This window comes from Devosia neptuniae (assembly GCF_025452235.1).
GTDB lineage: Bacteria > Pseudomonadota > Alphaproteobacteria > Rhizobiales > Devosiaceae > Devosia.
In genome coordinates this window covers 2,095,757-2,114,718 of the sequence record NZ_CP104965.1, presented here as the reverse complement: position 1 = coordinate 2,114,718, position 18,962 = coordinate 2,095,757, and the positions used below count along the sequence as shown (strand labels likewise).

17 protein-coding genes and 1 riboswitch are annotated in these 18,962 nt (G+C 63.1%); of the genes, 8 read left to right on the top strand and 9 right to left on the bottom strand.

The window, feature by feature from the left end:
- Positions 1 to 77 precede the first annotated feature (77 nt).
- Both chpT and N8A98_RS13170 read right to left on the bottom strand, forming a co-directional pair.
- Entirely contained in the window at positions 78 to 758 is a 681-nt protein-coding gene (gene chpT / locus N8A98_RS13175; protein ID WP_262165965.1) for a histidine phosphotransferase ChpT, read from the bottom strand.
- 64 nt (positions 759 to 822) lie between these two features.
- Positions 823 to 1,242: a YHS domain-containing (seleno)protein gene (locus N8A98_RS13170; protein WP_162740060.1), complete on the bottom strand. Its 420-nt coding sequence runs from the start codon at positions 1,240 to 1,242 to the stop codon at positions 823 to 825.
- Positions 1,243 to 1,426: 184 nt separating this feature from the next.
- On the opposite strand from N8A98_RS13170, the gene N8A98_RS13165 reads away from it, so the two are divergent.
- Positions 1,427 to 1,993 (top strand): DUF1134 domain-containing protein, encoded by a 567-nt coding sequence (locus tag N8A98_RS13165; RefSeq protein ID WP_113120128.1) that lies wholly within the window; start codon positions 1,427 to 1,429, stop codon positions 1,991 to 1,993.
- A 242-nt stretch (positions 1,994 to 2,235) separates the two neighbouring features.
- Here the strand turns inward: N8A98_RS13165 and N8A98_RS13160 are convergent, their stop codons facing one another.
- Positions 2,236 to 3,135 carry a dihydrodipicolinate synthase family protein gene (locus N8A98_RS13160; RefSeq protein ID WP_262165963.1) on the bottom strand — a complete coding sequence of 300 codons (900 nt, stop codon included), beginning with the start codon at positions 3,133 to 3,135 and terminating at the stop codon, positions 2,236 to 2,238.
- Between the two features lie 300 nt (positions 3,136 to 3,435).
- On the opposite strand from N8A98_RS13160, the gene N8A98_RS13155 reads away from it, so the two are divergent.
- Positions 3,436 to 4,350: a coiled-coil domain-containing protein gene (locus tag N8A98_RS13155; protein WP_262165962.1), complete on the top strand. Its 915-nt coding sequence runs from the start codon at positions 3,436 to 3,438 to the stop codon at positions 4,348 to 4,350.
- A 177-nt stretch (positions 4,351 to 4,527) separates the two neighbouring features.
- Here the strand turns inward: N8A98_RS13155 and N8A98_RS13150 are convergent, their stop codons facing one another.
- A complete protein-coding gene (locus tag N8A98_RS13150; RefSeq protein WP_262165961.1) occupies positions 4,528 to 4,881 on the bottom strand; it encodes a DUF6476 family protein in 354 nt (117 codons plus the stop codon).
- On the opposite strand from N8A98_RS13150, the gene N8A98_RS13145 reads away from it, so the two are divergent.
- The gene (locus tag N8A98_RS13145) at positions 4,880 to 5,908 is read left to right on the top strand and encodes an RluA family pseudouridine synthase (protein WP_262165959.1); all 1,029 of its coding nucleotides are present in this window, start codon (positions 4,880 to 4,882) and stop codon (positions 5,906 to 5,908) included. The genes N8A98_RS13150 and N8A98_RS13145 overlap by 2 nt on opposite strands.
- A 291-nt stretch (positions 5,909 to 6,199) precedes the next feature.
- A complete protein-coding gene (gene rpoH, locus N8A98_RS13140; protein ID WP_113120123.1) occupies positions 6,200 to 7,072 on the top strand; it encodes an RNA polymerase sigma factor RpoH in 873 nt (290 codons plus the stop codon).
- A gap of 50 nt (positions 7,073 to 7,122) precedes the next feature.
- On the opposite strand, the gene N8A98_RS13135 is transcribed toward rpoH, so the two are convergent.
- Positions 7,123 to 7,797 carry a thiamine diphosphokinase gene (locus N8A98_RS13135; RefSeq protein ID WP_262165957.1) on the bottom strand — a complete coding sequence of 225 codons (675 nt, stop codon included), beginning with the start codon at positions 7,795 to 7,797 and terminating at the stop codon, positions 7,123 to 7,125.
- 41 nt (positions 7,798 to 7,838) lie between these two features.
- A riboswitch (TPP riboswitch) is annotated at positions 7,839 to 7,935 on the top strand.
- Between the two features lie 74 nt (positions 7,936 to 8,009).
- Here N8A98_RS13135 and thiB point away from each other — a divergent pair.
- The 3 genes from thiB to N8A98_RS13120 are packed head-to-tail and all read left to right on the top strand — an operon-like array spanning position 8,010 to position 11,260.
- Entirely contained in the window at positions 8,010 to 9,014 is a 1,005-nt protein-coding gene (gene thiB / locus N8A98_RS13130; RefSeq protein WP_262165956.1) for a thiamine ABC transporter substrate binding subunit, read from the top strand.
- Positions 9,015 to 9,039: 25 nt separating this feature from the next.
- Positions 9,040 to 10,632 carry an ABC transporter permease family protein gene (locus N8A98_RS13125; RefSeq protein ID WP_262165954.1) on the top strand — a complete coding sequence of 531 codons (1,593 nt, stop codon included), beginning with the start codon at positions 9,040 to 9,042 and terminating at the stop codon, positions 10,630 to 10,632.
- A complete protein-coding gene (locus N8A98_RS13120) occupies positions 10,619 to 11,260 on the top strand; it encodes an ATP-binding cassette domain-containing protein (RefSeq protein ID WP_262165953.1) in 642 nt (213 codons plus the stop codon). The genes N8A98_RS13125 and N8A98_RS13120 overlap by 14 nt, the downstream gene beginning before the upstream one ends.
- A gap of 158 nt (positions 11,261 to 11,418) precedes the next feature.
- Here the strand turns inward: N8A98_RS13120 and N8A98_RS13115 are convergent, their stop codons facing one another.
- Both N8A98_RS13115 and N8A98_RS13110 read right to left on the bottom strand, forming a co-directional pair.
- Positions 11,419 to 13,464, bottom strand: a complete 2,046-nt coding sequence (locus N8A98_RS13115) for a hypothetical protein (protein WP_262165951.1) — start codon at positions 13,462 to 13,464, stop codon at positions 11,419 to 11,421.
- Positions 13,465 to 13,512: 48 nt separating this feature from the next.
- On the bottom strand, positions 13,513 to 14,802 hold the full coding sequence (locus tag N8A98_RS13110) for an adenylosuccinate synthase (RefSeq protein ID WP_113120118.1): 1,290 nt from the start codon (positions 14,800 to 14,802) through the stop codon (positions 13,513 to 13,515).
- 156 nt (positions 14,803 to 14,958) lie between these two features.
- Here N8A98_RS13110 and N8A98_RS13105 point away from each other — a divergent pair, with 156 nt between their 5' ends.
- Positions 14,959 to 15,906, top strand: coding sequence for a DMT family transporter (locus tag N8A98_RS13105; RefSeq protein WP_262165947.1), 948 nt, complete (start codon positions 14,959 to 14,961; stop codon positions 15,904 to 15,906).
- 62 nt (positions 15,907 to 15,968) lie between these two features.
- Here N8A98_RS13105 and serA read toward each other — a convergent pair whose 3' ends face one another.
- Entirely contained in the window at positions 15,969 to 17,552 is a 1,584-nt protein-coding gene (gene serA / locus N8A98_RS13100; RefSeq protein ID WP_262165946.1) for a phosphoglycerate dehydrogenase, read from the bottom strand.
- 157 nt (positions 17,553 to 17,709) lie between these two features.
- Positions 17,710 to 18,882 (bottom strand): phosphoserine transaminase, encoded by a 1,173-nt coding sequence (locus N8A98_RS13095; RefSeq protein ID WP_262171971.1) that lies wholly within the window; start codon positions 18,880 to 18,882, stop codon positions 17,710 to 17,712.
- Positions 18,883 to 18,962: the final 80 nt, after the last annotated feature.

Here is an 18,962-nt window from a genome sequence, read left to right as displayed (position 1 = left end):
CCGGGCAAGCTCCGCAGCGGCTGACACCTCGTGCACAATAGCGTCACTCCGCTTAGGAATTGGTTAGCGGACTGTTGTCATTGAACGTCGGCAATGGCCGGTTTGGGGATCGCATTGAGGAAGAAGCGATCATTCTCGAGCCCGATGGAAATTTCCATGTCGGTCATGCGCGCCAACAGCCCCGTATAGAACGGCTGGATGCCCCGCGCATCGACAAAGCCCTCCTCGGGAATGCCCGACAGCAGACCGGCCGAACCGGACGGCACCAAAGTCTTCTGCCGCTTCTCGGGGTCGCTCCTGGAGGTGAACTCAAACTTCTCCTGGCCGGCTTCGCCAGTGATCGAAGCCGTCACCTGCCCGCCGCGCGGCACCGAACCGGCAGCGATCAGCAGCATGTTCATGAACAGCTTGGCCTTGTGCTTGGGCAGCAGGATCAGCGGGACATTCCATTCGAGGTCGGCTTTCTCGATCTCGAACAGGATGCGGGCGACGCGCTCGCATTCGCGGGTGTCGATATCGGTGCCCGAGGTCGAGGAAGCGCCATAGGCCAGTCGCGCGAATTCGAGCTTGGCCCGGCTCTGCTTGGCGGCGCTGGCGATCAGATCGCGCGCGCCTTCGGCCATGTCGCCCTGATTGGGATCGCCCAGCACTTCAAGGCCATTGCCGATGGCCCCGATCGGGTTGATCAGGTCGTGGCAAACCCGGCTGCACAGCATGGCGGCCAGATCGGTGGCCTTGAGCTCGATGATGTCAGCCATGAAAGTCTCCGGAAAGCGGCAGGGAATCACTACAGGGAACATTAGTGATGGATGGGCTTTCGCACTACTGCGCCGAGAGCGTTTTGGACAGAACCTGCCAATTCTCTTCGGCTTTGATCGCTGCAGCGTCGGGCGCCAAGAGGAATGCCTCGCGATTGCCGGGAGAATAGAACAGGTAAAGCCGCTGCTTGAAGACGGTGTAGATGCGCGGATCGCTGTCGGACAGAAAGCCCCGCGCCATGGCCATGGCGCCGTGTCCGCCGAACTGGGGCGCATAGGTCTGCGGCGAGCGGCTGAAGATGTCGCGATTGGCCATGGTGGCGAAATTCCACGCCACCCCACCCCAGGAAAATTCGATATCGCCGCGGCCCTGCAAGGGCGCCGGTTCGGTGAAATAGGAGACGGGGTCCATGCCAAAAATGGCGATGCCGGTCAGCGGATCGGTGACGATGGAGGTGACCACCGACTGCGCCTGCACTGCCACAATACCTCCGCAAACCGCCGGGAAAAGCGGCAGAACAAAGGCAAGCATGGTTAAGATTTGTTTACAGCTTTGCTTCATCATCGAGCCATGATCGGCGCGTCTTGTGCAGCCGAAAGCGGATTTTGGGTAACAAACCTTAAGGTCCTCGTAATTGCGGCCGCGCCGCCTGCCAGGAGTTCGTCCCATGCTCAAGCGCATCCTCGTCAGCCTTGCTTTGCTCGCCAGCATGCTGGTCCCCGTCACGGCCTTCGCCCAGGGCTCGCTCAGCGACAGCTATTCGGGCGAGGAACTGGTGGAAAGCGGCAAGGAGTTCTTCGGCTCCACCTCGCAGGGCCTTGCCTCGCTGGTCGAACGCGCCGTCAGCCAATACGGGCTGCCCAATGGCTATATTCTGGGTGAAGATGCCGGGGGCGCGCTGTTTGCCGGCGCCCGCTATGGCGAGGGCACCGTCTATACCCGCAATGTGGGCCAATATGCCGTCTATTGGCAGGGCCCCTCGATCGGCTTCGACATTGGCGGGGACGGCTCCAAGGTGATGATGCTGGTCTACAACCTGTCCCAGATTCAGGATGTGTTGGGGCGCTATGCCGGCGTCAATGGCTCCGCCTATGTGGTGGGCGGCTTCGGCATGACGGTCATCAAGCGCGGCAATGTGGTGATGGTGCCAATCCGCTCGGGCGTGGGCGCACGGCTGGGCATCAATATCGGCTATCTCAACTTCACCAATGAGCCGACCTGGAACCCCTTCTGATCGGGCTTGCTCTGGGCAATTCGGCGTCAGGTTTTTGCTTCAGACGCATTCAAGAACACGGTGTCATCCCGGCGAAGGCCGGGATCCATGCTGTGAAGCACCCACCAATGCCGGTGCCAGTGGAGACATGCGGACATGGATTCCGGCCTTCGCCGGAATGACACGGTGGGTGATGCGAGTCCGCAGAACACTTCTGTTGCAGGAGCCTTGTGGGCGGTCTGGCGATTTGTGCGACCCTGCCCTTACAGAGCCAGCCATTGCTTGATCTCCGGACGGCCCAGCACCGCGCCCATTTTGGCCTCCGCATTGGGTGCGCCCAGGTCGAGCGGCAGGCGGGTGGGGCCGCAATCGACGCCGATAACGCGGAACGCCGCCTTCATGCCCGGTAACACGCCGAAATCCAGCAGGGCCTCGACGAAATCCTGTGACACTTGCTGCAGCGCTTGCGCGCGTTCCACCTGGCTGGCGCGAACGGCCTGGTCGATCGCCACATAGAGCCTGCCCAAAATATTGTAGGTGGTGCCGATGCCGCCATCGCTGCCCAGCATAGCAGCGGCGGCATAGATTTCGTCAAAGCCATAATAATAGAGCTGATCCGGCCGTTGCCGGCGCAGGCGGGCATATTTGAACAGATCGGTGGAGGTGAACTTGATCCCCGCCACATTGGGCAGCTCAAGCAGGCGGACCAGGAGTGGCAGCGGCAGGGGTCGGCCGGTACGCAGGGGAATTTCATAGACGATCAACGGCAGATCCGTTGCTGCCGCCAATTCACGATAATAGGCGTAAATTTCCTCGTCGGAAAATGGATAGGCATGCGGCGGCAGGGCCGAAAGCGCATGATAGCCCAGCCGCTTGGCATTGTGCGCCAGGGCAATGGAATCGCGCAGATTGGCCATGCCGACATGGGCTATTAGCGCAGCCGCCGAACCGGCGGCGCTTTCGGCCACCACCCCTTGCTGGGCCAGCAGCTCGTCGCGCGTCAGCAGGCCCGATTCCCCACTGCTGCCGCCCACATAGAGCCCCGCCAAGCCCTGCCGCAGCACATAGCCATTGATATTGCGCTGGCGTTGCGGATCGAACTCACCCCCATCGCTCAGGCCGGTCATGAGGGCGGCGAACATGCCCGACAGGCGCTTGGTCATTTCCGTTGATCCTCCACAGCAGCCGATCTGCCGACCGCTTCGTTTTTTTGGCAGTCTGCCGCGTCTCGCCCCGTCAATTCAAGCTTTTCTGACTGGGGCTTTTGCCGTTGCCATGCCAATATCCCGCGCTATCGACATCTGCCCGATATAGCCCGGGATTCGGTCCCCGGGCCGTGACGGAACCGCACAAACCCGTTAGGGTTAATCGGGAGCGAAGATAGCGATGGCGGGGCTTTGCTGCCACAGAGAGAGCAGCTCGACAAGGAATGAGCAGACGCGCATGGCCTCGGATTACGCAGGATGATGATCGAGAACATCATGTATTTCGCCCTGGGGCTGCTGCTCGCCGTGCTGGTGGGGCTGATCGTCATGCCCGCAGTGTGGAAGCGCGCCGTGCGGCTGACCAAGCGCCGCATAGAGGCCGCTACACCCATTACCATGGCCGAATTCCGCGCCGACAAGGATCAGCTGCGCGCTGAATTTGCCCTGTCGACCCGTAAGCTGGAAATGAATGTCGAGGCGCTGCGCAAGCGGCTGGCCGAACAGCTGAGCGAGGTCAATCAGAAGCGGGCCGACCTGGGCGGGGCGTTGCAGACCGAGCGCGACGAGCACCACACCATTGTCGGGGAGCTGGAAGCGCGCGAGGCCGAGTTGCGCAGCCGCATTCTCGAGCTGGAACGCGAAACCACCGACCTGGCGCAGCAATTGCGCATGCGCGAACGCGAGCTCGCCGCCAGCAAGGCGGCGTTGAAGAGCCAGCCCGAGCCAGTGGCGGAAACCGAAGACACGCTGACCACTGCCGAAGCCAGCATTGCCAGCGCCGAAACCCGGCTCAATGCGCTGCTGGCAGAAACCAGCGCCGAGCCGCCTCTGGCCGAAAAGCTGGACCTCGAAGCCGAGGCGGACACATTGCGCCAGCGGGTGCTGGCCGTGCAGGCGAGCATTCTGGCCGATTGGGGTAGCGAGCGGGCGGACGAAGCCCAATTGCGCGAAAAACTCAGCGACATCGCGGCCCGCGTCAGCCGCGTGGTCTATGCCGCCGATCATCAGGCGCCTCAGCTGTCCGCAACGCAGGAAGAAAGCCTGTTCGAACGCGTGCAGCGCTTTGCCGATGATGGAGAAAAGCTGGAAATGCTGCCCAAGGCCAAGGGTGGCAAGCGGCGCAGCTCGGTGGCGGACCGGTTGACGGCGCTCAAGGAAATTCAGGGGCGGTAGGACGCCCACTTCACACAAGCACGATGTCATCCCGGCGCAGGCCGGGATCCATGCTGAAGGCTATCCGGCCATTCAGTGTGGGGAGAGAGCACAGCATGGATTCCGGCCTGCGCCGGAATGACACTGTGGGTAAGGCGACGGCAAGCGCCTTGGGCCACTTGTCTTGGCCCTCTGCCGCTATTCCGCGGTGATCACCACGCTGCGGGTCAATTCGCCGGTGGCCTGGTCGAACAGGCCCAGTGTGGTCACCCCATCCACCGTGTAGGTCACATTGATCGCCCCGTCGGCCACGACGGCCGAGACAATTGACGCCCCAGCCGGTATGGCAACGCTCTCGGCCACGGCGGGCGGGGGTGCGTCGCGCATCACGCGATAGACAAGCGCCAGGGCAATCGCCATAAAGCCGAGCAACAGAATGCTGATTGAAAACCGGAACGAGCGGCGCGCCTTGCTGAGCGCAGCCTGCGCCTCGGGCGACAATGGCTCGTTTACATAGGGGCCATCGGGCCCAGTCTCGTTAGGATTGCTCATGGCCGAAAATACCGAAGAAGAATTCGAGGGCGAGGCGGTCGAGATCGTTGTCGATGAGACCCTGGCCGGCGGGCGGCTCGATGCCGTGCTGGCCAAGGCCCATCCTGTGCTGAGCCGCAACCGCCTCAAGGACCTGATCCTGAACCAGGCGGTCAGCATCAATGGGGCAATTGTCAGTGAGCCCAAGTACCGCGTCAGCGCGGGCGAGACAATCACTCTTGTCGCCCCGCCCCCCGAAGATCCCGAGCCGCAGCCCGAAAACATCCCGCTCGACATCCTTTATGAGGACGACCAGCTCATCGTCATCAACAAGCCGGTCGGCATGGTGGTCCACCCCGCGCCCGGCAGCCCTTCGGGCACGCTGGTTAATGCGCTGATCTATCATTGCGGCAGCTCATTGCAGGGCATTGGCGGCGTGCGCCGGCCGGGCATCGTGCATCGGCTCGATCGCGACACGTCCGGCGTCATGGTCGCCGCCAAGACCGAGCATGCGCATAAGCATCTGTCCGATCAATTCGCCGACCATGGCCGTACCGGTCCGCTGCATCGCGCCTATATCGCCTTTGTCTGGGGTTCGACCGAAACCGCCAAGGGCACGGTCGACGCGCCGCTGGGCCGGGACGCCAATAACCGGCTCAAGCAAACCGTGCGCAAGGATGGCCGCGAGGCGATCACCCATTATTTCGTCGAAGCGCGCTTCGGCGATGTCGGCTGGGACATTACCCGCGTGCAATGTCACCTCGAAACCGGGCGCACCCACCAGATCCGCGTGCACATGGCCCATATCAGCCATCCGCTGGTGGCTGACGCGGTCTATGCTTCGGGCTATGCCACCAAGATCAATAAGCTCCCCGCCGAAGTTGCCGGGCCGATCCAGGCGCTGGGCCGGCAGGCGCTGCATGCGGCTGAACTTGGCTTCGAGCACCCGACAAGCGGCGAGGAAATGTTCTTCGAGGCGCCGCTGCCCCCGGATCTGCAGGCGCTAGAAGATGCGCTTGAGCCCTTCAACAAGGCTTTCGCCCGCTAGCGCGACGGCCGATTTTGGTGTAAGAACAAGCTCACGCAAACGCTACTGCCCGGCGCCTAGCGCCCGGCAACCATTGCATATTTGTAACGTTCCTTACCAACTCGCGCTCTTACAATCGCGAAGACGATACCTATATATGCCTTACGTCCGGGGAGTATGCCGAAATGGATATTCCGGGGGACTGATCCGCCCGCGCCATGCGTTGAACGGCGCTGCTACAATCGCATTTTTCGCAATGTAGCGGCAATCCGGCGCCACTAGCGTGGGGGATATCAGGAAAGGGGTGCATCCATGGCCCAAACAAATTTGCCAGTCCTTTCAGCCGAAGGTGGGCTGAGCCGCTATCTTCAGGAAATCCGCAAGTTCCCCATGCTGGAACCGGATGAAGAATACATGCTCGCCAAGCGCTACAAGGAGCACGCCGATCCCGGCGCGGCCCAGAAGCTAATCACCTCGCATCTGCGTCTCGTGGCCAAAATCGCCATGGGCTATCGCGGCTATGGCCTGCCCATTTCCGAAGTGATCTCGGAAGGCAATGTGGGCCTGATGCATGCAGTCAAGCGCTTCGAGCCCGAAAAGGGCTTCCGCCTGGCCACCTATGCCATGTGGTGGATTAGAGCTGCCATTCAGGAATATGTGCTGCGCAGCTGGAGCCTGGTCAAGATCGGCACCACCGCCGCGCAAAAGCGCCTGTTCTTCAACCTGCGCAAGGTGAAGGGGCAGATCGCTGCGCTCGATGATGGTTCGCTCCATCCCGACCAGATCAAGCAGATCGCTACCACGCTCAACGTCACCGAAGACGATGTGGTGTCGATGAATGCGCGCCTGTCGGGCGATGCCTCGCTGAACTCGCCCATGCGGGCCGACGAGGGCACCTCCGAATGGCAGGATTGGCTGGTCGACGACACGCCGAGCCAGGAAACCACGCTGGGCGAAAGCGAAGAATATTCCGAGCGCATGGGTCTATTGACCAATGCCATGGACGTGCTCAACGAACGCGAACGCGCCATCTTCAACGCCCGTCGCCTGCAGGAAAATCCAGCAACGCTGGAAGAGCTGGCCCAGCAATATGACGTCAGCCGCGAGCGCATCCGCCAGATCGAAGTCCGCGCCTTTGAAAAGGTGCAGGACGCCGTCAAGGAAGCCGCCCGCAGCGCTGCGTGAGCGCATGAGAAATATGGAAAAGGCGGGCCTAGTGCCCGCCTTTTTTGTGCCTACAAATTCGCCCGCACCATGTCCCACAGCCGCGCCTTGCCCAGGATCAGCAGCCAGGGCGTGGCATCGGCCGGGACGATCTCGACGCGGCCGCCGAGCCCCGCATTGGAGGTGCCCAGCCGCCCGCCCGGCGCCAGCGTCAAGCCGTCCAGCGGGTAGAGCAGGCCTTCGGAGTGGGTGAAGCTGACTTCCGCGAGGGGATAGAGCGATACCCGCTCGCCCTTGGTGGCTTGGAAGCTGAACGGGCCAATCACCGCCAGCGCCACATCGACCTCATCCACCAGCAGCAGATGGCGGCTGGGCGCGAACTTGTGCATGGCATTGAGCGCCGACAGAGTGTGGTCGAGCCGCTTGCCGGTCATGCCCAGCGCCAGCGTCACTGGCGCCGTTGTCGAATAGAGCGCCTTTTCGAAATCGGTGGTTTCCTGCTCGGCCAGGTGGATCACCCTGGTGCGGCGCTCCCAGCCGGCGCGGTCGGCGAGGGAATCGAGGTCTCCGATGATCGCGGCCGGGGTGAGACCCGCCGCCCCGATCGCGTCGCCCCCGCCATCGGCCCCGACCAGGGCCACGCCGCGCCCTGCCAATTCGACCAGCAAAGCCGGGTCTACCACCCCGCCGCCGACAACGGCCAATGGGCCGTCAAACACGATGGGCAGCCCATCCGCGCCGCTCACGGAAGTCTCTTGCACTGTCACAATTCTCGCACTAAGTCTCAGGCGTCTCGCTGGGGTGTTCCGGGTTTCCGGAGCTGAGAATTACCCATTGAACCTGAACCAGGTCATGCTGGCGGAGGAAGTTCGAGATGGCAAGAGCGTCTCGTTGCGCCTCGGCCATTGACACCTGTCCCTTCACCCATGACCGCATGAACCGATGAAGGGATGACCCCATGGTCAAATCCACCTCTCTGGCGCTTGCGGTCTTTGCCGGGCTGCTCGCAGCCCCGGCATTCGCCCAGGACGTGCCAAATCTCAAGATTTACACCTATGACGGCTTCGCCGCCGAATGGGGCCCCGGCCCCGGCCTGAAGGCCGGCTTTGAAGCGATCTGCAAATGCACGGTGGATTTCGTGGCCGCCGACAGCTCCATCGGCACGCTGCGCCGCGTGCAGCTCGAAGGCGCCACCACCGAAGCCGATCTGATCGTGGGGCTCGACACCGCCATTGCCGGGGAAGCGCGCGACACGGGCCTGTTTGCCGAGCACAATTTCTATTTCGACGAACTGACGCTGCCCTATGGCTGGACCGACAAGAATTTTGTGCCCTTCGACTACGCCCATTTCGCCTTTGTCTACGACAGTGACAAAGTGGCCAATCCGCCCAAGTCGTTTGAAGAGCTGATCGCCATGCCGGACGATTTCAAGATCGTCATTCAGGACCCGCGTTCGGCCACCCCGGGCCTGGGCCTCGTGCTGTGGATCAAGGCCGCCTATGGCGACCGTGCCCCCGAAATCTGGGCCGGGCTCAAGCCACATATCCTGACCGTGACGCGGGAATGGAGCGAGAGCTATAATCTGTTCCTCGAGGGCGAGGCCGACATGGCGCTCTCCTACACCACCTCGCCCGCCTACCACATTGTCGAGGAAGATGACGACACGATCAAAGCCGCTTTGTTCACGGAGGGCCATTTCGCCCAGACCGAAGTGGCCGGCGTGCTCAGATCCTCCAAGCATCAGGAACTGGCCTTCCAGTTTCTCGATTATCTGACCTCGGCGGACGCGCAGAAGATCATTCCGACGACCAATTGGATGTTCCCGGTGATCGATCTTGGTTATGAGCTGAACCCGGCTTTTGGGACATTGCCGCAGCCGGAGAAGACGCTGACGCTGCCGGAAGCGGAGATCGAGGCGAATTCGGCTGCCTGGATTGATGAGATGCTTAAGGCGATTCAGTAGGGGCCGGCGCGTGGGGCAAATAGCCATGGCCATTCTGCCCCACCGCCCTGCGCGCATTGCCGCCGCCGCGGCCTTGGCCCTCGCCATTGCCATCCTGATCGCGCTCGTCCTCTGGTCCATCTTCAGCGCGGCGACCGATCAGGCCAGCGGCGCCGGGCGGGTGGATATTCCTCACCTGCTGCGGATGACCTCTATCCAGGCGGGGCTGACTACATTGCTCTCGCTCACCGTCGGCATGGCACTGGCCTGGGCGCTGAACCGGTTGCGGTTTCCCGGGCGCGATCTGGTAGTCGGGCTGTTCGCTTCGGCCATCGTCACCCCCGGCATGGTGGTGGCGTTTGGACTGCTCTCCATCTGGGGCCGCAGCGGCTGGATCAATCAGGCCAGCAATGCCCTGTTCGGCACCTCGATCGGCAATCCCGCGTTCGGGCTCTCGGGCATCCTGTTTGCCCATGTCATTCTCGATGGCGCCTTTGCCGCCCGCATCATGCTGGCCCGGCTCGACGCCATTCCTCAGCCCCGCCTCAAGACCGGGCAATCGCTCGCCCTCTCCGCCTGGCGGCGTTTTTCCATCATTGATTGGCCCGCGTTGCGCGGCACCCTGCCGGGGCTGGGCGCCATCATTTTCCTCCTCGCCTTCACCAGCTTCCCCATCGTGCTGTTGCTCGGGGGCGGGCCAGCCAACCAGACGCTGGAAGTGGCCATCTATGCCGCCGTCCGCCAGGATTTCGACCTGCGCGCGGCGGTCCTCTTGGCCCTGACGCAGATTGGGGTTTGCTCCGTGGTCATCCTCATTGCCTCGGCGCTGGCGCCCATCCCAACGAGCCTTGGTCCGTCCACGACGCCAAGCTGGCGCGATGGCGGCGCCGCGCGGCTGCTGCAAGCGATAGTCCTGATCCTGTGCACCATCGCCTTCGTGCTGCCCCTCGCCTCGGTGCTGATCGATGGCGTGCTGGGCGGCTTTGGGCGCTTGCTGTCGCAATCGGCCTTCTGGTGGGCAGCGCTGTCGAGCCTGGTCATCGGCACCAGCTCGGCGCTGCTGACGCTGGTGCTAGCCCTCACGCTCGCCATGGGGCGCGGCGCGACATCCAACAGCTTGGTGCGCACCATTCTGGGCATGCCGGCCTTTGCCTATCTGGCCGTGCCCGCCGTGGTGCTGTCGCTGGGCTTTTTCCTGCTGGCCCGTAATCTGGGCGTGGCGCCGGCGCTGGCCGCGCCCTATGTGGTCATTCTGGGCAATAGTCTCTTGGCTCTGCCCTTCGCCATGGCCACGCTCGGCCCGCCCTTTGAGGCTATCGCACGGACGCGCGGCAAGCTGATCCGCTCGCTTGATCTATCCGGGTGGCGGCAATTCATGGCTGTCGAGTATCCCCTGCTCGGCAAGGATATCGGCGTCATGCTGGCGCTGGCCTTCTGCTTTTCGCTGGGCGATCTGGGTGTCATCGCCCTATTCGGCACGCAGGATTTCCAGACCCTGCCTTTGATGATGTTCCGGGCGCTGGGCGCCTATCGCGGCAATGATGCAGCCGCCATTGCGGCCATCCTGCTCATTGGCACGATCATCGCCTTTGTCGGCCTGCCCAAGCTGTTCGAGAGGATTGCCAATGCTGCGCGTTGAAGACCTGAGCTTTGCCCATGCCGGCCAGGCCACGCGCTATCGCTTCGAGATGGCAGCGGCGCCGGGCGAAATCACCGCGATTTCCGGCGCCAGTGGCTCGGGCAAATCCACCCTACTCGATCTGCTGGCGGGCTTTCTCACACCGCTGTCCGGCCGTATCGATTTGGACGGCACCGATCTCGTGCCGCTGCCGCCGGAATCCCGGCCGGTCTCGCTGCTGCTGCAATCGGATAATCTGTTCGACCATCTCACGGCCAGCCGGAATGTGGCGCTGGGGCTGCCGAGTGGGGCGGGGAAAGGCGCCGTGGTTCAGGCCGTTGAGACGGCGCTGTCCGAAGTGGGGCTGGCCGGGCTTGGGCAGCAGACCGCATCGACGCTGTCCGGCGGGCAAAAGCAGCGCGTTGCGCTGGCGCGAACGCTCGTGCGCAATCGGCCGATCGTGCTGCTGGATGAGCCATTTTCGGCATTGGACGACAAGGCGCGGACGGCGACACGGGAATTGGTCAAGGCGCTGACCATTGCGCATGACTGGCACACGATTTTGGTAAGCCACCATATGGATGACATCACCGCCATTGCCAGCCGGCGCTACCGGCTGGAGGCGGGGGAATTGGTGGTTGAGGGTTAGGGAGCTCCTATCTGCCTCCCTCCCCCTTGTGGGGAGGGATTGAGGGTGGGGGTGCTGGGCTCACCGCCGACATTGAGTTCGGGGAAGGCGTAGAACCCCCACCCCAGCCCTCCCCACAAGGGGGAGGGAACTGGACGGGAGCTCTCGGCCTATGGCGGCTAGCCGCCCCAGGTGGTGAACACTTTCTGGAACAGCGCCTGGGCCGTGTCGTCTTTTTCGAGCGTGATGATCGCGTTGCGGCCGGTGCCATAGACCACGGCCAGGTCGATCCATTTGCGGTTTTCGAGCAGGTCGGTATTGGTCGTGGCGTCGGTCGCGGCGGCGCTGAGGGCGAAGAGGAACGAATTGCCCACGACGCGGGCCGAGGCGCCCACCAAAGGCGTGCCGGGGACCAGTTCCTCATTTTTCAGCAACACGCCGGGCAGGCCGGCAATAGTTCCGCCGATAAAGCTGTCGCTGACCTGGAAATTGACTTCCATCAGGTGGCTGGCGGGCAGGCTTGGATCGGCATTCTTGCGAATGATCAGCTCGACGCCCAGATTGCGGGCCGGAATGCTGGCCTTGCCGATCAGGGTGGGCAGGCCAAGCTCGTCCGTGCCCTCGCTCCAGGCAATGGTGCCCGAGAAGGGCACGGCGCCGGTGCGGCCATCTTGCGAGGCTTCGAGCAGCAGCGACTGGCTGCCGGCCAGCACGGCCGGATCGACGGAGGCGGCCGGATCGGTCGCCGCAACGCTGGTATCCTCGCCCGGCAGGCGTTCCTCGGTCTTGACCTCGCCATTAATGCCCGGCAGCGCCGGCTGGTCGGCATTGGGCACCACCGGCTCGGGCGTGGGCTCGAGGCGATCTTCGATTTCAAGGCCCTGCAGCAGCGCACCAGTCGGCTCGGCGGCAGGCGTGGTCGCGGTATTGCCGGGTCCGGTGGGATTGTCGGCGGTGTTGGCGGGCGCGTCGCCGGCCGAGGGGGGCGACAAGGTGGGAGTGAGGGTTTGCGGCGCCGTCGCGGCCGTCTCGGTCACATTGGGCTGGGCCTGGCCGAACATCTGGTCGAGATCCACATAGCCTTCGCGCCATGCCCAGAAACCCGCGCCGCCGACACCGGCGAGCAGGATGGCAAACACCACGAGGAAGATCGTCAGCCCCGCGCCGGAACGCGCCTCGGGCCGTGCGGCGGCAAAGCCGGCATCGTCACCGGCTTCCTCTGTCTCGGCCGGGGCCATGGCAAAGGCGCCACGCTCGGCGGCAGTATTTTTCTCGCGCTCGGGCAAAGCCGGGCTCGGCTCGCCGCGCGCTTCGCGATCCAGTACTTCGATGGCGGTGGCCATGGCGCTTTCGGCTTCGCGCGGATCGCTGGTGGCCGGTTCGACCTCCACTTCACGAACGCTGGACAGCGCGGTTTCGACTTCGGCACTGTCGTCCGTGGCGGGGCGGACCACTTCGAGCGGCACGATGACCTGCTGGCGCGCCAGGGCCTGGTTGCCGGCCGATGGCTCGGCCCGGCTGCGCAGCGCCTCGCTGGTCGAATTGGCGGCAAAGGGCAAGGGCTCGCGCCGCACTTCAAAGCTCGGCGACTTGAGGGGCGCTTCGAGCGGCCGCACATTGGAAGCGCCTGGCAGGGGCGAACTCGGCCCGCTTTTGCTCGCCTCGGCGCGCGCGACGATGGAGGGGATCGGACGCACATCCGGCTTGGGCGCCTCGGGCTCGTCCTTGGCCGGCTCGATGCTGACCGAACTGCCGCCTGCGGACGCAGCCTGCTCGATAATGTCTTCGATCGAGGTGACAGTCGCCGTCTTCGGCGCCTCGACGGGTTTGGGGGCTGCCAGCGGCTGGGTCGGCAGGATGATGGCCGGCGGCGGTTCGACCGCTTGAAGCGGCGCTGGCTCAACCGGCTCGGGCGGCGCTGGTTCGACGGGTGCGGGAGCCGGTGCGATCACCGGCTCGCTGCGGGGCGTGGGCTTATAGGCAAACGACGTGTCACGGCCCAGCGAGATGACGGCCTCGCTGGCCTCCTGTTCGACCTGGCGGATGCAATCTTCGAGCTGCAGCCGGTGCTGGGTGATATCCCGCGCCGGCAATGGCGGGGTGATGGCGCGCAATTGCCCCACCAGGGCCGAACGCGCCTTCTCATACACCGCACGGCGTGCGGCCCCGTTATTCTCCGGCAGCGCCGAGATGGCCCGGCGCAACAGCTCTTTGTAGTCCGCCATTGGTTACTTGGTACTCACAATTTGCAGCACGTGTTGTAACAAAAAAACTCAGTCTTGGAATGGGTCAACGACAAGGATGGTGTCGGCGCGTTCCGGGCTCGTCGACAGCATGGCAACGGGGGCCCCGATCAGCTCTTCAATATAGCGCACATATTTGACCGCCTGGGCCGGCAATTCGGCCCAGCTGCGCGCACCGGCCGTGGTGCCCGACCATCCCTCCAGCGTCTCATAAATCGGGGTAACGCGCGCCTGTGCTCCCATTGAGGCAGGCAAGTAATCAATTCGTGATCCATCCAGCTCGTAGCCGACGCAGATCTTGATCTCCTTGAGCCCGTCCAGCACGTCGAGCTTGGTCAGCGCAATGCCGGTAATGCCCGAGGTCTTGACGGTCTGGCGCACCAGCACCGCATCAAACCACCCGCACCGGCGCGGCCGGCCGGTATTGACGCCCACTTCCTTGCCCACGACGGCCAGGTGACGGCCAATATCGTCATCGAGTTCGCAGGGGAACGGACCCTCGCCGACGCGGGTCGTATAGGCCTTGGTGATGCCCAGCACATAGCCGATGGCGGTGGGCCCGAGGCCCGAGCCGGCAGCAGCCTGGCCGGCAACGGTGTTGGAGGAGGTCACGAACGGATAGGTGCCGTGATCATTGTCGAGCAGAGCGCCCTGTGCGCCTTCGAACAGGATGCGGGCGCCAGCCTTCCGTTTGTCATCCAGCACCTGCCAGACGCGATCCATGAAGGGCAGGATTTCGGCGGCGACCGAAGCCAGCTCGTCGTAAATCTTCTGCGCTTCGATTTCGACCAGGCCCATGCCGCGCCGCAGCGCATTGTGGTGGCCGAGCAGGCGCTCGATCTTGGGCATCAGCGTTTCTGGTTCGCTGAGATCGATCAGGCGGATGGCGCGGCGGCCCACCTTGTCTTCATAGGCCGGACCGATACCGCGCTTGGTGGTGCCGATCTTGAGGCCGGAATTGGAATCTTCGCGAATCGCATCGAGTTCGCGATGCAGCGACAGAATGAGGGGGGCATTATCGGCAATGCGCAGGATTTCGGGGGTGATCTTGACCCCCTGCCCGCGCAGCTTGGCCATCTCCGCTACGAAATGATGGGGATCCACCACCACGCCATTGCCGATGACCGAAAGCTTGCCTTGCACCAGGCCCGAGGGCAGCAGCGCGAGCTTGTAGCTCACCCCGTCGATGACCAGCGTGTGGCCAGCATTGTGACCGCCATGATAGCGCACCACCACATCGGCACGCTCGCTGAGCCAGTCCACGATCTTGCCTTTGCCCTCGTCGCCCCACTGCGAGCCGACGACAACCACATTCGCCATAAAAGTCTTCCTCAAGAGAGCGCAACCGACTGACGCCGGCGCGAGCTGCCACATCCATCCAACACTTGGACGTCTGTCCTCCGGGCCACCTTTGTCGAGTTTAAACGCGGCCGAATAACTGATAAGTCCGACTGTCCTTACATCACCCGGGCGACGATGACAAAGCCGCTAGACACCGAAAATCGCGGCATTTCCGCCCGCCTGCTCGATCAGCCCTATTTGCTGCTCATTCTGGCCCCTTTATTCTGGGGCGGCAATGTGGTTGCGGCCAAGCTGGTGGTGGGCGAAATCGACCCGTTTCTGCTGCTCGCGGCCCGCTGCCTGGGCGCGACTTTGTTCATCCTGCCGTTTTCCTGGGGATATTTGCGGCAGGATTGGCCCGTCATCCGCCGCACCTGGCCCTTGCTGATGGCCTTTGGCGCGATCGGCTATGCGCTGTTCAATGTGCTGCTCTATGTCGGCCTGGGCACCACGACGGGGGTCAACGCCGCCATCGTGCAGGCGGCCCTGCCGATGATGATCCTCGCCGCCAATTTCGTCGTCTTCCGCGCCCGGGTGAAATCGCTGCAGATCGCCGGCGTCATCATCGCCATCATGGGCGTGATGCTGACCGCAACCCATGGCGATCTCGGCCGCATTCTGGGCCTCGACATCAATATCGGCGATGGCTTCGTGATCCTGGCGTGCCTCGCCTACACCGCCTATACGCTGGCGCTCAAATACCGTCCCAATGTGCATATGATGAGCTTCATGGCGGTGGCCTTTTCCGGGGCTGCATTGACCGGGCTGGTCATGCTGCAGCTGTTCGGGCCGGGCCTCGTATCGCTCGCAACCATTCCGCAGATGTCGCCAATAGTCTGGGCCGTCATCGCCTATGTGATGATCTTTCCATCCATGTTCAGCCAGGTGTTTTACGCCCGCGGCGTCGAACTGGTCGGCCCCAACCGCGCCGCGCCCAGCCACAATCTGATCCCGGTGTTCGGGGCGCTGGGCTCGGTGCTGGTGCTGGCCGAGCGGCTGGAGCTCTACCACTATCTGGCCGCCGCGATCATCGTCGGCGGCATTGTGCTGGCCGAATGGTCGGTGCGGCGGAAGGCTGTTTAGCAGGCCTCACAAAAAAGGCCGACGCTTGCGCGCCGGCCCCAGCATTCCAACATTCCCAAAGACTAGAACTTCAGCGCTTTGGCCTGCTTGACGCCCTCAAGGGCGGCGATTTCGGCGAGTTGGGGTTCGGTCAGCGTGCCATCGATGGAAACCAGAGCGATAGCGTCCGACCCGACTTCGACCCGACCCAGGTTGAAGTTGGCGATGTTGATGCCGAGCGTGCCCAGCAGCGTACCGAGGCGGCCGATATGGCCGGGCTTGTCCTCATTGGTCACATAGAGCATGGAGGGGCTGAGTTCGGCCTCCATATTGATGCCCTTGACCTGGATGATGCGCGGCTTGCCATTGGCAAACACCGTGCCGGCAACGGCGCGTTCCTGCCGCTCGGTCAGCACTGTCAGGCGGATATAGTTCTCGTAGGCGCCCTGCTGCTCGCGGGTGACCACTTCGACATTGACGCCGCGATCCTTGGCCACCTGCGGCGCCGAGACCATGTTGACCTCGGCCAGCAGCGGTTTGAGCACGCCATGCAGGGCCGCCGCCACCATGGGACGGGTATTCATGCCCGCAACACCGCCTTCGAACTCGATCTTGATGCCCTGGATCGCCGTTTCGGTCAGTTGCCCGGCAAACGAGCCCAGCACTTCGGCCAGCTTGATGAACGGGGTGAGGCGCGGCGCTTCCTCGGCCGAGATGGACGGGAAATTGAGCGCATTGGTGATTTCGCCGGTCATCAGATAGGCCGAAATCTGCTCGGCCACCTGCAGCGCCACATTCTCCTGCGCCTCGGTGGTCGAAGCGCCCAGATGGGGCGTGCAGATCACATTGGGCAGCTCGAACAATGGATTGTTCTCGGCCGGTTCCTGCAGGAACACGTCAAGCGCCGCGCCGGCAACCTGGCCGGACTTGAGCGCATCATAGAGCGCCGCCTCATCGACCAGACCGCCACGGGCACAATTGATGATGCGCACGCCCTTCTTGGTCTTGGCCAGGGCTTCGGCGCTGATGATATTGCGCGTCGCGTCGATCAGCGGGGTATGCAGCGTGATGAAATCGGCCCGCGCCAGCAGCTCGTCCAGCTCGACCTTTTCGACGCCCATGGTCTGGGCGCGTTCCGGCGTCAGGAAGGGATCGAAGGCAATGACCTTCATCTTGAGGCCCTGCGCGCGATCGGCCACGATCGAGCCGATATTGCCCGCCCCGATCAGGCCGAGTGTCTTGTTGGTGACTTCGACACCCATGAAGCGGTTCTTTTCCCACTTGCTCGCGCGGGTCGAGGCATCGGCCTCCGGCAGTTGGCGGGCCAGCGCCATCATCATGGCAATGGCATGCTCGGCCGTGGTGATCGAATTGCCGAAAGGGGTGTTCATCACGATGATCCCCTTCTTGGTGGCGGCGGGGATATCGACATTGTCGACACCGATACCGGCGCGGCCGATCACCTTGAGATTGGTGGCGGCAGCGATGATCTTTTCGGTGATCTTGGAGGCCGAACGAATGGCCAGGCCATCATATTGGCCGATGACTTCGAGCAGCTTGTCCTTGTCCTTGCCCAGATCGGGCAGGTAATCCACCTCGACGCCATTATCCTTGAAGATCTGGACGGCGGTGGGGCTGAGCTTGTCGGAAACGAGAACCTTGGGCATTTGGTAATCCCTGAGATTTGAAGAGTTTATAGTGGGATACCCCTCCTAGCCTCCCCCTGATAGGGGGAGGGACAGCTCCGCGTTCCGGGCAATATCGTGCCAAAACTCGATCAGCTCCTCCTCCTATCAGGGGGAGGTTGGGAGGGGGTATGGAGATTTAAGCAGCGACGCTCAGCGCAGCCTTTTCCTCGGCAAAGGCAAAATCCAGCCACGGCACGAGCGCCGCCAGATCGGACGCTTCCACCGTCGAGCCGGCCCAGATGCGCAGGCCCGAAGGGGCATCCTTATAGGCGCCGATATCATAGGCGACGCCCGCCTTGTCGAGCCGGGAGACGATGGCCTTGGCAAAGGCCGCCTGCTTGTCGGCGTCGAGCGCAGTCACCGCCGGATCGACGATCGAGAAGCACACCGAAGTGTTCGACCGATTGGCCGGGTTCTTGGCTAAAAAGTCCACCCAGGGAGTCGCCGCGACCCAATCGGCCAGCACCTTGAAATTGGCATCGGCTCGGGCCTGCATGGCCTTGAGGCCGCCCAGCGATTTACCCCATTCCATGGCATCGATCGCGTCCTCGATGCAGATCATCGAGGGCGTATTGATGGTCGCCGCCTCGAACACTTCCTCGAGCAGCTTGCCGCCCTTGGTGAGGCGGAAAATCTTGGGCAGCGGACGATCCGGCTTGAAGCTTTCGAGCCGTTCGACGGCGCGCGGCGACAGGATCAGCACGCCATGAGCGGCTTCCCCGCCCAGCGCCTTCTGCCAGGAGAAGGTGACGACATCGAGCTTGGCGAAATCGAGATTCTGCGCAAAGGCCGCCGAAGTGGCGTCGCAAATGGTCAGGCCCTTGCGGTCGGCAGCAATCCAGTCGCCGTTCTCGACGCGGACACCCGAAGTCGTGCCATTCCAGGTGAACACCACGTCGCGATCGAAATCGACCTGGGTGAGATCGGGCAGCTCGCCATAACCAGCCTTGAGAATGCGCACATCCTCGAGCTTGAGCTGCTTGGAAACGTCAGTGACCCAGCCCTCGCCAAAGCTTTCCCAGGCCAGCATATCGACGCCGCGCGCGCCCAGCATGGACCACAGCGCCATTTCGACAGCGCCGGTATCGGAAGCCGGCACGATGCCGATGCGGTAATCCGCCGGCACTTGCAGCAATTCGCGAGTGAGATCGATGGCGCGCTGAATGCGGGCCTTGCCGGGCTTGGAGCGGTGCGACCGACCGACCAGCGCATTGGCCAGCGCTTCAACCGTCCAACCAGGACGCTTGGCACAAGGGCCCGACGAAAAATTCGGATTAGCCGGTTTCACCGCCGGCGCGGTCAGGGGCATTGCAGCCATCTTCAGCGACCCTCCCAGGTCTATGCGTCTTGCGTTAGGGCAAGATGTCCTGAGGCGGGAGATACGCCCGC

Coding starts and splice junctions, on each gene's coding strand:
- chpT (WP_262165965.1), bottom strand. CDS start 758: ATGGCTGACATCATCGAGCTCAAGGCCACCGATCTGGCCGCCATGCTG.
- N8A98_RS13165 (WP_113120128.1), top strand. CDS start 1,427: ATGCTCAAGCGCATCCTCGTCAGCCTTGCTTTGCTCGCCAGCATGCTG.
- N8A98_RS13160 (WP_262165963.1), bottom strand. CDS start 3,135: ATGACCAAGCGCCTGTCGGGCATGTTCGCCGCCCTCATGACCGGCCTG.
- N8A98_RS13155 (WP_262165962.1), top strand. CDS start 3,436: ATGATGATCGAGAACATCATGTATTTCGCCCTGGGGCTGCTGCTCGCC.
- N8A98_RS13145 (WP_262165959.1), top strand. CDS start 4,880: ATGGCCGAAAATACCGAAGAAGAATTCGAGGGCGAGGCGGTCGAGATC.
- N8A98_RS13150 (WP_262165961.1), bottom strand. CDS start 4,881: ATGAGCAATCCTAACGAGACTGGGCCCGATGGCCCCTATGTAAACGAG.
- rpoH (WP_113120123.1), top strand. CDS start 6,200: ATGGCCCAAACAAATTTGCCAGTCCTTTCAGCCGAAGGTGGGCTGAGC.
- thiB (WP_262165956.1), top strand. CDS start 8,010: ATGGTCAAATCCACCTCTCTGGCGCTTGCGGTCTTTGCCGGGCTGCTC.
- N8A98_RS13125 (WP_262165954.1), top strand. CDS start 9,040: ATGGCCATTCTGCCCCACCGCCCTGCGCGCATTGCCGCCGCCGCGGCC.
- N8A98_RS13120 (WP_262165953.1), top strand. CDS start 10,619: ATGCTGCGCGTTGAAGACCTGAGCTTTGCCCATGCCGGCCAGGCCACG.
- N8A98_RS13115 (WP_262165951.1), bottom strand. CDS start 13,464: ATGGCGGACTACAAAGAGCTGTTGCGCCGGGCCATCTCGGCGCTGCCG.
- N8A98_RS13110 (WP_113120118.1), bottom strand. CDS start 14,802: ATGGCGAATGTGGTTGTCGTCGGCTCGCAGTGGGGCGACGAGGGCAAA.
- N8A98_RS13105 (WP_262165947.1), top strand. CDS start 14,959: ATGACAAAGCCGCTAGACACCGAAAATCGCGGCATTTCCGCCCGCCTG.
- serA (WP_262165946.1), bottom strand. CDS start 17,552: ATGCCCAAGGTTCTCGTTTCCGACAAGCTCAGCCCCACCGCCGTCCAG.
- N8A98_RS13095 (WP_262171971.1), bottom strand. CDS start 18,882: ATGCCCCTGACCGCGCCGGCGGTGAAACCGGCTAATCCGAATTTTTCG.